The 15,267-nt window shown below is 72.7% G+C and carries 12 protein-coding genes; 4 read left to right on the top strand and 8 right to left on the bottom strand.

The annotated features are described in order from the left end of the window. Positions 1-211: 211 nt before the first annotated feature. From Q5530_RS10640 to Q5530_RS10665, 6 genes are all read right to left on the bottom strand, one after another. On the bottom strand, positions 212-1,075 hold the full coding sequence (locus tag Q5530_RS10640; protein ID WP_415361993.1) for an aldehyde dehydrogenase family protein: 864 nt from the start codon (positions 1,073-1,075) through the stop codon (positions 212-214). After that, positions 1,068-2,501: an aldehyde dehydrogenase family protein gene (locus tag Q5530_RS10645; protein ID WP_415362088.1), complete on the bottom strand. Its 1,434-nt coding sequence runs from the start codon at positions 2,499-2,501 to the stop codon at positions 1,068-1,070. Before Q5530_RS10645 ends, Q5530_RS10640 begins: the two co-directional genes overlap by 8 nt. Beyond that, the gene (deoC, locus tag Q5530_RS10650) at positions 2,498-3,469 is read right to left on the bottom strand and encodes a deoxyribose-phosphate aldolase (RefSeq protein WP_415361994.1); all 972 of its coding nucleotides are present in this window, start codon (positions 3,467-3,469) and stop codon (positions 2,498-2,500) included. Before deoC ends, Q5530_RS10645 begins: the two co-directional genes overlap by 4 nt. Positions 3,470-3,537: 68 nt before the next feature. Then, positions 3,538-4,176 carry a DUF1707 SHOCT-like domain-containing protein gene (locus tag Q5530_RS10655; RefSeq protein WP_415361995.1) on the bottom strand — a complete coding sequence of 213 codons (639 nt, stop codon included), beginning with the start codon at positions 4,174-4,176 and terminating at the stop codon, positions 3,538-3,540. Between the two features lie 49 nt (positions 4,177-4,225). Continuing rightward, positions 4,226-5,209 (bottom strand): Gfo/Idh/MocA family protein, encoded by a 984-nt coding sequence (locus Q5530_RS10660; RefSeq protein WP_415361996.1) that lies wholly within the window; start codon positions 5,207-5,209, stop codon positions 4,226-4,228. 2 nt (positions 5,210-5,211) lie between these two features. Beyond that, on the bottom strand, positions 5,212-10,170 hold the full coding sequence (locus tag Q5530_RS10665) for a pentapeptide repeat-containing protein (RefSeq protein ID WP_415361997.1): 4,959 nt from the start codon (positions 10,168-10,170) through the stop codon (positions 5,212-5,214). 29 nt (positions 10,171-10,199) lie between these two features. Here Q5530_RS10665 and upp point away from each other — a divergent pair, with 29 nt between their 5' ends. Further along, complete coding sequence (gene upp, locus Q5530_RS10670) at positions 10,200-10,823, top strand: uracil phosphoribosyltransferase (RefSeq protein WP_380634746.1); 624 nt, start codon at positions 10,200-10,202, stop codon at positions 10,821-10,823. Positions 10,824-10,929: 106 nt separating this feature from the next. Here the strand turns inward: upp and Q5530_RS10675 are convergent, their stop codons facing one another. Then, positions 10,930-11,769, bottom strand: a complete 840-nt coding sequence (locus Q5530_RS10675) for an NAD(P)H-binding protein (RefSeq protein ID WP_415361998.1) — start codon at positions 11,767-11,769, stop codon at positions 10,930-10,932. A gap of 209 nt (positions 11,770-11,978) precedes the next feature. Here Q5530_RS10675 and Q5530_RS10680 point away from each other — a divergent pair, with 209 nt between their 5' ends. Next, on the top strand, positions 11,979-13,274 hold the full coding sequence (locus tag Q5530_RS10680) for a glycoside hydrolase family 18 protein (RefSeq protein WP_415361999.1): 1,296 nt from the start codon (positions 11,979-11,981) through the stop codon (positions 13,272-13,274). A gap of 121 nt (positions 13,275-13,395) precedes the next feature. Here Q5530_RS10680 and Q5530_RS10685 read toward each other — a convergent pair whose 3' ends face one another. Then, positions 13,396-13,986 (bottom strand): TetR/AcrR family transcriptional regulator, encoded by a 591-nt coding sequence (locus Q5530_RS10685; protein ID WP_415362000.1) that lies wholly within the window; start codon positions 13,984-13,986, stop codon positions 13,396-13,398. A gap of 81 nt (positions 13,987-14,067) precedes the next feature. Between Q5530_RS10685 and Q5530_RS10690 the strand changes: the two genes are divergently transcribed. After that, positions 14,068-14,268 (top strand): type II toxin-antitoxin system VapB family antitoxin, encoded by a 201-nt coding sequence (locus Q5530_RS10690; RefSeq protein WP_233824133.1) that lies wholly within the window; start codon positions 14,068-14,070, stop codon positions 14,266-14,268. Positions 14,269-14,633: 365 nt separating this feature from the next. Then, on the top strand, positions 14,634-15,023 hold the full coding sequence (locus tag Q5530_RS10695) for a type II toxin-antitoxin system death-on-curing family toxin (protein ID WP_380634740.1): 390 nt from the start codon (positions 14,634-14,636) through the stop codon (positions 15,021-15,023). The last annotated feature ends 244 nt before the right edge of the window (positions 15,024-15,267 follow it).

A 15,267-nucleotide genomic window follows, 5' to 3' on the forward strand; every position in this document is an offset into this window, starting at 1 on the left:
CCGGGCAACGCGCGTGGACGCCGCAATCGTGCCCGAGGGTCGACGAGGGGGTCCATTCGGGAACCGCATGAAACCCATGAGGTCCCGGGATGGGAACAGCGCAGGCCAACCCACGCGGAAAACCGCAGGAACGCGGGCCGAACGAAATACCCGGCCCGGGAAATGCGAAAGCCCCGCCGGTCCGACCGACGGGGCCTTCACGAACGGAGCCCTACACACCCGTCGGGTGCCAGACCGTCTTCATCTCCAGGAACGCCCGCAGCCTGCCCAGGTCCGGCTCGCGCGTGAAGTCCTCGCCCGCGCGCACCCGCGCCACCCGCTTCACCGTGCCCGCCGCCGACCGCTCCAGGTCCGCCCGCGTCCCCTCCGGCGCGCCGGTCAGGTCCAGCGCGTTCACGTCCGCGTGCGACGCCAGCCACGGCGCGATCTCCGCGGTCCGCCCGGTCAGCACGTTCACCACCCCGCCCGGCAGGTCGGAGGTCGCCAGCACCTCCGACAGCGTGACCGCGGGCAGCGGCCGGTCCTGCGAGGACACCACCACCGCGGTGTTGCCGGTCGCGATCACCGGCGCGACCACGCCGACCAGCCCCAGCAGCGACGACTCCTGCGGCGCGAGCACCGCCACCACGCCCGTCGGCTCCGGCACCGAGAACGAGAAGTACGGCCCGGCCACCGGGTTCGCCGCGCCCAGCACGCCGGCCACCTTGTCGGTCCAGCCCGCGTACCAGACCCAGCGGTCGATCGCCGCGTCGACCAGCGCCTGCGCCTTCTCCGCCGCCACGCCCTCGGCCGCGGCCACCTCGGCGGTGAACTGCTCCCGGCGACCCTCCAGCACCTCGGCCACCCGGTACAGCACCTGCCCGCGGTTGTACGCGGTCGCGCCCGACCAGCCGGGGAACGCCTTGCGCGCCGCCGCCACCGCGTCCCGGGCGTCCTTGCGCGAGCCCTGCGCGGCGTTGGCGAGGAACGCGCCCTTCGCGTCGCTCACCGGGTACGACCGGCCCGACTCGGAGCGCGGGAACGCGCCGCCGATGTAGAGCTTGTAGGTCTTCGCCACCGCGATCCGATCAGACATCGAGGTACGCCTCCAGCCCCGTGCGACCGCCCTCGCGGCCGAAGCCCGACTCCTGGTAGCCGCCGAACGGGGCGGTCGGGTCGAAGCGGTTGAACGTGTTGGCCCACACCACGCCGGCGCGCATCTTCTGCGCGGCCCACAGGATGCGCGAGCCCTTCTCCGTCCAGATGCCCGCGGACAGCCCGTACGGCGTGTTGTTCGCCTTGGCCACCGCCTCGTCGGGGGTGCGGAACGTCAGCACCGACAGCACCGGCCCGAAGATCTCCTCGCGCGCGATCCGCATCGCCTGCGACACGTTGGAGAACACGGTCGGCGCGAAGAAGAAACCCTTGTCCGGCAACGGGCACGCCGACGTCCAGCGCTCGGCGCCCTCGGCCTCGCCCGTCGAGGTCAGCTCCTGGATCCGGGTCAGCTGCTCGCGCGAGTTGATCGCGCCCACGTCGGTGTTCTTGTCCAGCGGGTCGCCGACCCGCAGCGTGGCCACCCGGACGCGCAGCTTCTCCAGCAGCTCCTCGGCCACCGACTCCTGCACCAGCAGCCGCGAGCCCGCGCAGCACACGTGGCCCTGGTTGAAGAAGATGCCGTTGACGATGCCCTCGACCGCCTGGTCCAGCGGCGCGTCGTCGAACACGATGTTCGCCGCCTTGCCGCCCAGCTCCAGGGTCAGCTTGCGGCCGGTGCCCGCCAGCTGCCGCTGGATGACCTTGCCGACGTCGGTCGACCCGGTGAACGCGACCTTGTCCACGTCCGGGTGGGAGACGACCGAGGCGCCGACGTCACCCGCTCCGGGGAGGATGTTCACCACACCGGGCGGCAGGTCGGCCTGCTGGATGATCTCCGCGAGCACCAGCGCGGACAGCGGCGTGGTCTCGGCGGGCTTGAGCACGACGGTGTTGCCGCAGGCCAGCGCGGGCGCGATCTTCCACGCCGCCATCAGCAGCGGGAAGTTCCACGGGATCACCTGGCCGGCCACGCCCAGGGGGCGCGGGTCGGGGCCGTAGCCCGCGTAGGAGAGCTTGTCCGCCCAACCCGCGTGGTAGAAGAAGTGCGCCGCGGCCGTGGGCACGTCCACGTCCCGCGACTCCTTGATCGGCTTGCCGTTGTCCAGCGACTCCAGCACGGCCAGCTCGCGGGCGCGCTCCTGCACCAGGCGGGCGATGCGGAAGACGTACTTGGCCCGCTCGGAGCCCGGCATCCGGCCCCACACCCGGTCGTAGGCGCGGCGCGCGGCCTTCACGGCCCGGTCCACGTCCTCGGAGGTGGCCGTGGAGACCTCGGCCAGCACCTCCTCGGTGGCCGGGTTGATCGTCTTCAGGGGCTCGCCGCCGCCCTCGACGAACTGGCCGTCCACGAACATCCGGTAGGTCGGCTTGAGGTTCGCGATGTCCCGCGACTCGGGCGCGGGCGCGTATTCCCACATGGTCAGTCCACCGTCACGTAATCGGGGCCGCTGTAGTGGCCCGCCAACTGGGTGCGCCGCTGCATCAGCAGGTCGTTGAGCAGCGTGGAGGCGCCGAACCGGAACAGGTCGGCGGTCAGCCACTCCGGGCCCGCCACCTCGTGCACGGCCACCAGGTACTTGATCGCGTCCTTCGTGGTGCGGATGCCGCCGGCGGGCTTCACGCCGCGCAGCTGCCCGGTCTGGGTGTACCAGTCGCGCACGGCCTGGAGCATCACGTGGGTCACCGGCAGCGTCGCCGCGGGCGACACCTTGCCGGTGGAGGTCTTGATGAAGTCGCCGCCCGCGAGCAGCGCGAGCCACGACGCGCGGCGCACGTTGTCGTAGGTGACCAGCTCGCCGGTCTCCAGGATGACCTTCAGGTGCGCCTCGCCGCAGGCGTGCTTGACCTGCGCGATCTCGTCGAACACCTGCCCGTAGCGGCCGGAGAGGAACGCGCCCCGGTCGATCACCATGTCGATCTCGGTCGCGCCCGCGTCGACGGCGAAGGCGGTGTCCTCCAGCTTGACCTTGAGGCTGGAGCGGCCGGAGGGGAACGCGGTGGCCACGCTGGCGACCTCGACGCCGGTGCCGCGCAGCTCACCGGCTGCCGTGGCGACCATGTCCGGGTACACGCAGACCGCGGCGACCCTCGGCACGTCCGGGTTGTCCGGGTCGGGCCGGCGCGCCTTCGCGGCCAGCGACCGCACCTTGCCGGGGGTGTCCGCGCCCTCCAGCGTGGTCAGGTCGACCATGCTGATCGCGGTGTCGATGGCCCACATCTTCGCGGCCTTCTTGATGCTGCGCGTGCCCAACCCGGCCGCGCGCTGTTCCACGCCGACCTGGTCGACCCCCGGCAGCCCGTGGAGGAACCGGCGCAGCGACGCGTCGTCGCGGACGGCGTCCCCGAGCGCGGGTGGCAGCCGCGGTGACGGTGTTGTAGCTGGAGCAGCCATGCCGCCGAGTCTAGGCGGACTGGGACGGGCGTCCCAAGCGAGCGCGTTCCCGCTGCTCAGGAGGGTGATCAGTCCTCGATTTCGCGGTTCTTGGACTTCTTCCTCTTCGGCCGCCTCACCTCGACCGCGCCCATCATCGCGAACCCGGTGATCCGCACGTGCGGCCCGCCGGGGACGGTCGGGTCGCCCTTGTGGGTGGTGTCCTCGAACGCGCCCATGAACCCGACGCCGTCGACCCGCACGGTCACGTCCGCCGGCACGATCACCTCGATGCCGCCCATGAGCGCGTAGGCGTTGATCGTGGTCTCCTGCTGCGCGAACCGCGCCTTGGTCAGGTCGATCACCACGCCGCCCATGACCGCCACCGCGTTGTGGGTGGCGGGCACGACCCACTCGCCCCGCCGCTCGATCCCCGACCAGAACGCGAACGAGGCCGTCGAGCCGGGCGTGCCGCCGATCCGGGACGAGGGCAGGTGCTGCTGGACGGGCACCGGCATCAGCGAGGGGGAGGGGACGCCGAGGTCGGCGGTCAGCGGCACCAGCTCGCCGTAGGTCTTGGCGGCGTAGGTGGCGGCCAGGCGCTCGTCCAGCTCGTGGAGGTCCAGGCGGCCCTCCCCGTGCGCCCGCTGGAGCACCTGGGCGACCTTCTCGCGGTCGGCGTCGGAGGCGCGCATCTGACGGGGGTCGGGCACCAGCTCGTCGCTCACCCGGGTGAGTCTAGGAGGGCCGGGGGTGTTTCACGGCGGAACGTCGCGATCAGGCGGGCCGGCGCAGCGGCAGCCCGGCCGCCCGGTAGATGTCGTCGATCACCCGCATGGTGGCCACCGCGTCGTCCGGCGTCGTCGGGAACGGCTTGCCGTGCAGCACGGCGTCCGCGAACGCCTCCAGCTGGTACTCGTAGGACGGCCGCCGGTCGAAGCGCTCGACCCGGCGCTGCCCCTTCAGCCTCACCACCAACCGGTGCCCCGCCTGCGGCGCGAACGGGTTGATCACCCGCATCTCCCCGTTGGCGCCCAGCACCTTCGCGGACACCTTCAGCACCGTGCGCGACCACATCGACGTGACGACGGTGCCGGTGTGCCCGCCGGGGAACTTCAGCTCGGCGCGCATCGCCCGGTCGACGCCCTCGCCCCGCAGCAGCGCCCGCGCCGACCGCACCTCCGGCTCACCGCCGCCCAGCAGTCGCACCAGGCTCACCGGGTAGCACCCGGCGTCCATCAGCGCGCCGCCCGCCAGCTCCAGCGAGTACCGGATGTCGGAGAACCGGGGCAGCGGGAAGGCGAACCGCGCGTCCACGTGCCGCAGCTCGCCCAGCTCGCCCACCACCTCGACCATCCGCGCGGCCAACGGGTGGTACCGGTAGTGGAACGCCTCCATCACCACCAGCCCGCTGTTCCGGGCGGCCTCCGCGACCCGCGCGGCCTCCTCGGCGTTGGCCGCGAAGGGCTTCTCGCACAGCACGTGCTTCCCGGCCTCCAGCGCGGCCAGCGTCCACCTGCCGTGCAGCCCGTTGGGCAGCGGCACGTAGACCGCGTCGAGGTCGGGATCGGCCAACAGCTCCTCGTAGCCGTCGTGCACCCGGGCGATCCCGTGGCGGTCCGCGAACTCCCGCGCCCGGCCCGCGTCCCGGGCGGCCACCGCCGACACCACGACGGACCCCACCGCCCGCGCCGGTCGGACCAGCGCGGCCGGCACGATCCGCGCCGCGCCCAGGACCCCGATCCGCACGTGATCAGCCACGGTCACGACGCTACTACGCCGGGCAGCGGTTCCTCCGGGGCCAAGCGGCGGATTCCCGGGTAGTGGGGGTCCAGCTCGCCGACCTCGAACCGGCACTGCTTGACCGCCCAGAACAGGGCCGGTCCCGCGTCGCCCTTGTACGACCCGTCGGGCAGCAGCACCGCGCCCTCGTGCTCGTGCACGAACACCGCCAGCTCGGCCCCGGTGCGGGCGTCCCAGATCCGGACCGTGCCGTCGTCGGCGGCGGTGGCGATCCGCTCGCCGTCCGGCGAGCAGGTCACGCCGCGCACAGGACCGGTGTGGCCGACCAGGACCACCAGCACCCCGCCGTTGCGGCTCCACACCCGCGCGGTGCCGTCGGACGAGGCGGTGACCAGCCGCCCGCCATCGGGCCAGAACGCCACGTCCCACACCTGGCCCTCGTGCCCTTCCAGCACGAGCAACGGGTCTCCCCGCACGGTCCAGAGCTGGGCCGTGCCGTCGTCGGACGCCACCGCGACCAGCTCGCCGTCGGGGGAGAACGCGACCTGCCGCACCCTCGTTCCCCGCCCCCTGAGCACCACGTGGTGCTCACTCCCGTGGATCGTCACGAAACGCCCGTGGGCGATGGCCACCAGATCACCGGTCGGGGCGCAGTCGATCGCCGTGATGGCCTCGGTGCCCCGTGACAGGCTGCGCAGCGGCTGACCGGTGTCGAGGTCCCACCACGTGACCTCCCGTTCCGCCGAGGCGGTGACCAGCTGCCCGCGGTCCTCCGGTTGGCCCAGCGCCACCACGGGGCCGGTGGGGAGGCTGCCGGCTTCGGGGACGAGCACACCGGAGTCGTCCCCCAGGACGATCCCGCGGTCGTCGGGCGCGAACAGCGCCGCCCGGGTGCGTTCGCCGAGCTTCGTGGTCACCTCGCCCGTCGACAGGTCCCACACCCAGCAGAGACCGTTGGCGATGACCAGCAGGCGGCGACCGTCCGCGGAGTAGGACACTGAACCGAGGTGGAGGGGCGGCCGGTTCAGGTGTCCGAGGTGCTGCCCGCCCGGGGCGACCAACCTGACGAGGCCGTCCCCCGAGATCACGGCCAGTTGCGCGCCACCGGGGGACAGGACCATCCGGTCCGGGGCGTCGGGGGTGGCGAACTCGGCCACGACCGCGTTGGTCCGCAACTCCACGACGACGACCCGGTCCACCCGGTCCAGGGCCAGCCACCCGCCGTCGGGCGACAGGGCCATGCGGCGAACCGGGAAGTCGGCGAGCACGGTGCGGGTGCCGCTGTCCAGCGACCACCCGACGACCTCGGTGCCCGACCTCGTCACCAGCAGGTCGGCGGTGGTCGCGCACGCCGCTTCGACCCACCGGCCGGGCAGCGACCCCTGGTGGGCGCCGGCGGCGTCGAGGAACCGGACCTCGCTGCCCGGCGTCAGCACGGCGATCCCCCGACCGCGGTACCGGAAGCCGAGGAGCCGGGCCACGCCGGTCGCGGCCTCCCCGAGCAGGTCCCCGGTCGCGGCGTCCCAGGTGTACGCCCGACCGTCCTCCTCGCGGGTCGCCAGCCGCCGGCCGTCCGGTGACCAGGCGACGTCCGTCACCCGGTGGGCGTGCCGCCGCCACAGCCGCACCGGCTGGTTCGACTTCACGTGCCGCAGCTCCACCACGTGCTCGCGGGCGAGCGCGAGCAGCTCGCCGTCCGGGGAGAACGCAACCGCCGCCACGTCATCGGCCTCGGCGTGGACCAGGGCCCGCGCCGGGTCCCGACCGCTCACCGCGGCGTCCGCCAGCTCGGGCCGGTCCGCCCCGACCACACCCAGCAGCGCCGCCCGCCGCCACCGGCTCCCGGTCAGCACCGCGTCGGTCAGGTCGCCGCCGATGACCCGCGCACCGGTCAGGTTCGCGTCGGTCAGGTCGGCCCCGACGAACCGCGTGTTCACGAAGCGCTGGTCGGACAGGTCGGCCTCGCGCAGGTCCGCGCCGCTCAGGTCCACCTCGCCGAAGTGGTAGCCGCGCAGGTCCTGACCGGACAGCAGGAGCCGGGTCCACACGTTCAGCCGCCGCACGACCTCGGTGGCGTTCTGCCTGGCGGCGTCCGCCACGTGGGGGTCGACCAGCACCTGCCGCGCCCACCGCACCACCGGTTCGCGGCCCGCCAGGTCGCACAGGAAGTCCACCATCAGCCGCGTCATCCGGCGGTTCACCACCGCCGAGCCGAACCGCCCGGCGCGCAGCTCGTCCGCGGCGACCTCGGCCACCAGCCACTCCATCACCGACTGGTGCACGAACGCGAACCCGCCGTCCTCCGCCCGCACCAGCAGCGAGCCCGAGCCCACGGCGTGCGCGGCCTGGTCGATCGAGTACCCGCGCTCGGCCAACCGGGTCAGCACCCGGACCACGGTGTCCTCCAGGTCCGCGGTCTGGATGGTGGTCGCCGTCGTCTCCCACAGCCGCAGCGCCAGCGCCCGGCACGCGGACACCCGCTCGTCCCGGTCGAACGACCGCACGCCGTGCCGGTGGTCCTGCCGGTCGACCTCCCGGAACATCCAGGAGTCCAGCAGCTCCCGGTACAGCTCGGCGGCGCTGACCCGGCCGTGCTGCTGCCGGACCTCCAGCAGCCGCTCCTCGTCCAGGTCCGCGATGAACGACAGCATCCGCGGGTTGCGGGACAGGCCGAGCAGGTCGCCGACCGCGTCCAGCAGCTCGAACCGCCGGGCCGCCCGCTGCCCGTCACCGCCGTAGTGGCGGGTGAGGAAGCCGCGGATCTGGTCGTCGGTGAAGTCCTCCAGCACCACCACCCGGCCCGCGGCGAGCGCGGACACCTGCTGCCCCAGCGCGTTGAGCACCTGGTCGGTGGACCGGAAGTGCTGGGTGCGGCTGGTCAGCACGACCTTGGCCCGGTCGGTGACGGCCTGGAGCAGGGTGGTCAGGTAGTCGGCCGCGTTGTCGTAGCCGACGCGCAGCTCCAGCTCGTCGAACCCGTCGAACAGCAGCGCGAGCCGACCGCTGCTGATCATGTACCGCAGCTTGGGCACGTCCACCGCGGGTACGCCCTCGCGCACCAGGTGCTGGGCCAGCAGCTCGTCCAGCGACGGGGCCTTCTCCAGGCTGCGCAGCTCCACCAGCACCGGCAGCAGGCCGGGGTCCTCCTCCGGCAGCACCCGGGTCAGCTGGCGCAGCAGGAACGACTTGCCCCGCCCGAAGTCGCCGAGCACCACCACGAACCGGGCGGACTCCTCGCGCAGCCAGTCGAGCACGCGGCCGAGCAGGTCGTCACCGCGCTCGTCCGGCCGGACCACCGCGTACCGCTGGGACACGTACAGCCCGGCCGGGTAGACGGTGTCGCCGGCGAGCGACTGCGCCTGCTTCACCGCGAGGGGGCGCAGGTCCAGCAGGCCCTGGTACTCCACGAAGCTGCGCAGCCGCACACCGCGGCGCCGGGCGGCGAGCACCAGGTCCACGGGCGCGGGCGGTCCGCCGTGCACGACCTCGGAGGGCACGTACGGGTCCGCCGCGGCGAACGGGTCGTGCACGCGCCGGACGAACCGGTCGACGACCTCGGGGGTGAGCACGCCGGCCACGCCCACCGGCCACTGCTCGAAACCGCCGCTGTCGCGGGGTTTCGACACGCGCACGTAGCCCTCGTCGGGGCGCGGCGTGACGGTCGCGGTCGGGTGCGCCACCCGGGTCGCCTCCAGCACCCGGTCGAAGAACGTGCCCGGTCCGCCCACGTCCTCCGCCGGGGGGAGCGGCGCCCGGACCGCCAGGGTCGTCACCGACCACGGGCGGTCGGTGGCGGCGTCGGTCAGCCAGGGGCCGGGGCCCCAGCCGTCGGGCCTGGTCAGGCCCTGCGCCGCGCACAGGTGGCGCCCGCCCGCGTCGCGGAGCGCCCTCCCGAACCACGCGGCCTGCCGGTCGCCCAGCGCGGCCCGGTCCACCTCGTGCGTCACCTCGACCGTGGCGTTGAGCCCGGCCACCACCAGCGGCGGGTCCTGGTACTCGAACAGCGTCCACGGCTCGTCCGGGGTGAAGGTGAAGGCGCCGCCGTAGAACTCGTCGAACGCCTCCTTGAACGGCCCCCACTTGGGCCAGTACGGCGGCGTCGGCGTGCGGCCCCACGCCTCCTCGTGGGTGAAGTACGCCCGGCACGCCATCCGGTTCACGTCGCGGGAGCCGGGCACGACCACCACCCGGCGGCGCGGCAGGTCGACGGCCTCGGCCAGGTCCGCCAGCGACCGGAACGCGCGGGCGAACTCGTCCGGCCTGCCGTTCGCGGTCAGGTGGCCGGTGAACACCACCAGGTCCGGGCGCAGGTCCTCGAACTCGCCGAGGTCCGCTCCCGGCACGCGCGTCAGGTGCAGCACCACCACCCCGTCGCCGCCGGGCCGGACCTCGGGCTTCGGCGGGCGCAGCGCGTCGGCGCCGATGGCGTAGCTGTCCGGCCCGGCGGAGGTGGCGATGATGCCCACCACCCGGCCCGTGGCCGGGTCCCACACCGCGCTGCCGCTGTAGCCGCGCCGCACGCGCAGCGCCGAGTCGCTGTCCAGCTGCACCAGCCGCCCGCCCACCGGCCCGCGCACCACGGCCCGCACCCACGCGCCGTCGGGCCGGTCGGCCGGGTGGCCGAACACGTCCACCGGGCTGCCGGGGTGCGGTGGCGTCCTGATCAGCCGCGCGGGCGTCACCCCGGCGGGCAGGTCCAGGGCCAGCGCGGCGACGTCACCGCCCGGCACGCCCTCGCGCGGCGGCGGGGGCGTCCAGGAGGCGACCCGCGCGGTCACCGGCGGGTGGTCCAGGGCCGGGAAGTCGACCCGCACGCCCCCGCCCGGCGGCTCGGCCGACCGCGCGTCGAGGCCGAGAGCGAGGTTGACCACGTGCGCGCAGGTCAGCACCCGCCCGCCGACCACGACCCCGCCGCCGACCGGATCGCCCCCGGGATCGAGCACGCGGACGACCGAGGTGGGTAAGGAGCCGTCGGGCATCGGCTAGAGGTACCACATACTGTTCGACCATGGACGTCCTCGTTGTCGACCACCCGCTGGCGCGGGCGCGACTGACCACCATGCGCGACGCCCGCACCGACAACGCGGCGTTCCGCGCGGCGTTGCAGGAGCTGACCGTGATGCTCGTGTACGAGGCCACCCGCGACGCGGCGGTGGCCGAGGAGCGCGTGCACACGCCCGTCGCCCGCACCACCGGCCACCGCCTGGCCACCCCGCCGCTCCTGGTCCCGGTCCTCCGGGCCGGCCTGGGCATGGCCGACCAGGCGCACAAGCTGATCCCCGACGCCCAGATGGGCTTCGTGGGCCTGGCGCGCGACGAGGAGACGCTCCAGCCGACCCCGTACATGGAGTCGCTGCCCGAGTCCCTGGCCGGCCGCCCGGTGTTCGTGCTGGACCCGATGCTGGCCACCGGCGGATCCATGGCCTACACGATCCGCCTGCTGACCGACCGGGGCGCGACCGACGTGACCGCGATCTGCTGCCTGGCCGCCCCGGAGGGCATCGAGCACCTGTCCGCCTCGGGCCTGCCGGTCCGCCTGGTCACCGCCAGCGTCGACGAGCGCCTGAACGACTCGGGCTTCATCGTCCCCGGCCTCGGCGACGCGGGCGACCGCCAGTACGGCGCCGTCTAGGTCACGAACCCGTCGCGAGTCGTACGTTCACGACCACCGTGTCGTACGTCCAGGACCCCCGAGTTCAACGTTCGCGACCCGGGAGCCCTGGACGTGCGGCGGGTCCTCAGGTCAGTTCGGCGGCGTGGTCGGCGGCCCACCGGGCCAGGGTCCGGCCACGCCCGCCGGTGACCCGCTCGAAGTCCGGCGTGACGACGGCCGGCTCCTCGGCGTGCTGCGCCATGTACCCCATCAGGTACTCGGCGACGTCCCACGGCAGCCCCTCGTCGCGGATCAGCGCCGCCCGCGCCTGCCCGTAGGTCAGCCGCTCGAAGCCGATCGGCCGCCCGAGCCCCCGCGCGAACGCCTCGGCCTGCTGCCGGTGCGTCAGCGCCTCCGGCCCGCTGAGCGTGTACGCCTCGCCGTCGTGCCCCTCGCGCAGCAGGGCGTGCACGACGACCTCCGCCACGTCGGCCTCGTGCACGGGCGCGCCGACCGCGTCCGGGAACGGCGCCCGCACCACGTCGTCGGCCTTGACGCCCCGCGCCCAGATCAACTTGTTGCTCATGAACTCGCCCGGCCGGACGTGCGTCCACGCCACGCCCGACTGCTCGATCACCCGTTCCACGTCCTGGTGCTCCTCGTAGCTGCCCGGCCGCTCGAACGTGACCGCGCTGCTGGACAGGAACACCGCTTTCCGCAGGTCGTGCGCGTGCTCCAGGAAAGCCGACACGTGCGCGGCCGGGTCACCCGCCCCCGGCACGGCGACCAGGAAGACCGCGGTCACGCCGGTGAGCGGCAGCTCGTCGGGCCTGGTCAGGTCGCCCGCCACCACCTCCACGCCGGTCGGCAGGTCGGCCCGGTCGGGGTTGCGGGTCAGCGCCTTGACCGGCACCCCGTCGTTCGCCAGTTGTCGGACCACGGCGCCGCCGATGGTGCCGGTCGCGCCGGTGACCAAGATGCTCAAGGTTCCCCCTGGTGAATCGCCGTTCAAACTTGAGCACCGACGCTAGCGCGGTGGCACCCCGGTGCGCACATGCAAACTTTTGCAATACCGGACAGCGCTGTTCGGCGTGCGCGGATTGGGCCTTTTGGGCGTAGCAATGGTCTAGACCTCATCCCTATCGTGGTCTGGACCACAAGGAAGTGACGTCGCCGCACCCCGCGAGGAGAAGCATGACGAGCAGGAGATGGGTGCTCCCCGCACTCCTGGCCACCGCGATCACCGCGTCGCTGGCCCCGCACGCCACCGCTCACGACCACGACCGCGGGCACGGTCACACCAAGACGCGCACCGTCGGGTACTACACCCAGTGGAGCGGCTACGACCGCAACTTCCTGGTCAAGAACCTGGTCACGAACGGCACCGCGCCCAGGCTCACCCACCTGAACTACGCGTTCGGCTTCCTCGACGAGTCCGGCAAGTGCGTCAGCTCCGACCCGTGGGCCGACTACCAGCGCCCGTTCACCGCCGAGCAGAGCGTCAACGGCAAGGCCGACGTGGCCGGCCAGCCGCTGTCGGGCAACCTCAACCAGCTCAAGCAGCTCAAGGCCAAGTACCCCAAGCTGCGCATCAACATCTCCCTCGGCGGCTGGACCGGCTCGAAGTACTTCTCCAACGCGGCCCTCACGCCCGAGTCGCGCGCCGCGCACGTGGCGTCGTGCCTCGACATGTGGCTCAAGGGCAACCTGCCCGACGCCGCACCCGGCGCGGCGGCCGGCGTCTTCGACGGCATCGACCTCGACTGGGAGTGGCCCTCCTCCGAGGCCGCGCCCGGCAACGTCGTGCGGCCCGAGGACAGGCAGAACTTCACCGCGCTGCTGGTCGAGTACCGCAAGCAGCTGGGCAGGATGACCTGGCGCACCGGCAAGGCGTACGACCTGACCGCGTTCCTGCCCGCCGACCCGCGGCAGATCGACCGGGGCTTCGAGGTCGCGCGCGTGTTCGGGCTGCTGACCTTCGGGACCCTCCAGGGCTACGACTTCCACGGCGCGTGGGACCCGCAGACCAACCAGCAGTCCGCGCTCCGCACCCCCGCGGGCGACCCGGCGCCGTTGCCGTTCAGCTCGCAGGTCACCGTCGACCACTACCTGAAGAACGGCGCGCCGAAGAACAAGGTCGTGCTGGGCGTGCCGTTCTACAGCCGCGGCTGGACCGGCGTGACCAATGCCGACAACGGCCTGTTCCAGGACGCGACCGGGCCCGCGCCGGCCACCTACGAGGCCGGTTACGAGGACTACCGCATCCTCAAGGCGCAGCTGGGCAACTTCAAGGTGCACCGCGACGCCAAGGCCGGGCACGCCTGGCTGTTCGACGGCACCACGTTCTGGACCTGGGACGACCCCACCGAGATGAAGCGCAAGGGCCGCTACGTGGCGGAGCGGCGCCTCGGCGGCGCGATGATCTGGTCGCTCGACGGTGACACCGCCGACGGCGAGCTGATCAAGGCGCTCACCAGCGGACTGTCCTGACAAGGGCAGTCCACCGGGGCCCGGGGAGGTTTCGCGGCGGCCGCCTCCCCGGGCCCCACCTTCACCTGCGCCCGTCTTGCTCGTCCTGGTCTTGCCTGCTGCGGCTTTACCTGTTCCGGCCTTACCCGCGCCAGCCGTCCGCCTGTGCGCGGACGGCTCGTTCGTACATCGGGGCGACCTCGACGCCGGGCGGCAGGTTGCCGTTGATCTCCAGGCTCACCAGCCCGTGCGCCAGGCCCCACAGCGCCAGCGCGGCGTCCTCGTGCGGCACCTCGGCGAACAGGCCCGCCCGCACCGCGCGGCCGACGTTGCGCACGACCGGCAGGAACGTCCGGCGGGCGGCCTCCCGGCTCTCCTCGGCGGGTTCGAAGCTCGGCACGGCCCTGCCGAACATCACCAGGTAGAACTGCGGGTCGGCGAGCGCGCTCTCCCGGTAGACCAGGCCCATCCGGACGATGTCCTCCACGGGGTCCTCGGTCTCGGGGACCTCCGCGACCCGTTCACCGAAACGGCGGAACGCCTCGTCGTACAGGGCGTTCAGCAGGGCCGACTTGCCCCCGAACAGCGAGTACACGGCCGTGGTGGAGGTGTTGACATCCGCCGCGAGCCTGCGCAAGCTCAAAGCGCCCGGACCCTCCGCGGACAGCAGCTCGCCCGCGCGGTGGAGCAGGCGGACGCGGAGTGCGTCGTCGTGGGTTTTCGGTCGCGGCACGGCCCGATCTTACCAAAACAACGTTATAAAACTTGGTCTGGCCAACGTGGTATCAAGTTGGTACCGTCATTTCCCATGGCTATGACCCTGCGTCTGAGTGACGAGGAGAACCGGCGGCTCGACGAGCTCGCCGCGGCCGAAGGGCGCTCCAAGCAGGAGGTCGTGCGCTTGGCGCTGGCCGAGCGCTGGGCCCGCCTGCAGAAGGAGGAGCAGCTGTCCGAGGTGCTCGGGCGCGTGCTCCCCAAGTACCGGGGGCTGCTGGACCGGCTCGGCTCGGCCTGAATCGTTGCGGTTTCCCGCACCCGCACACACGTTCGGGTGGTAGCGCCCCTTGCGCACTCCTCGTTCGAACACATGTTCGATACGATCAATCCATGCAGCTCAACGACCCCCAGTCCCGTTTGCCGCCCCGCCACGCCTGCGAACGTCCACGGCGATCACCGGTGCACCGGTATGGTGCGCCGTTGAAGATCGGGTCGCGTTCAGGTTGCACTTCGGTGCACAACGCGGCCGACACCATCCTCGCCGCCGCTCAGGCGGGGAGGCGACACGGACCTGAGGGGGTGGGTAGTGGCGGCAGATGCTGCCCTGATGCGGTGAGGTCGCACCACGGCCCCCTCCCTTCGGGACAGGGAGCGCGTCAAGCAGTGGTCAACTACCTCGACGCCGGCGACTTGCTCGTGCTGGCGACCGCCGTCACCGGCGGGGACCTGGTCGTGCGCGATTTAGGTCTCCTCGACTCCGCAGCCCACCGCCCCCGGGCGACAGTGTTGGGGGTCGAGGCGTACGACACGCTCTGGCTGAAAGCCTCCGCCCTGCTCGACTCGATCGTGCGCACACGCCCGCTTGCCGAGGGCAACTGGCGACTGGGCTGGGTGGCGGCGGTGACCTTGTGCGACATCAACGGCTGGTGGATCGACGCCGACGAGGACGAGGCCCTGGACCTGGTGCGGGCACTGGGCAGGGAGCAGATCGACGTGCCGGGGATGGCGGCGCACCTGGAGGCGTGGGGTATGCCCAAACCGAGGGGGGAATAGCCGCGCGGGTAGGGCCAGGCGTGGGCACGCGAGCTTCGGGGGACGGAAGCGCTGGTTGGCGCCGCGATGGGCTGGTGCCTGGGATGGCTGGTGCCTGGAGTGGCTGGTGCCTGGGGTGGCCGGTGCTTGAGCTTGCCGGTGCCTGAGACGGTCGCCGCTTGAGATGGTCGCCGTCTGAGTTGGCCGGTGCCTGAGCATTTGGCTTCCGAGCCGGCGTGCGCGAGCAGATTGGAACCGGGCAGGC

The sequence above is a fragment of the Saccharothrix sp. BKS2 genome (genome assembly GCF_047689505.1).
In the GTDB taxonomy this organism is placed as follows: domain Bacteria; phylum Actinomycetota; class Actinomycetes; order Mycobacteriales; family Pseudonocardiaceae; genus Actinosynnema; species Actinosynnema lopnurensis.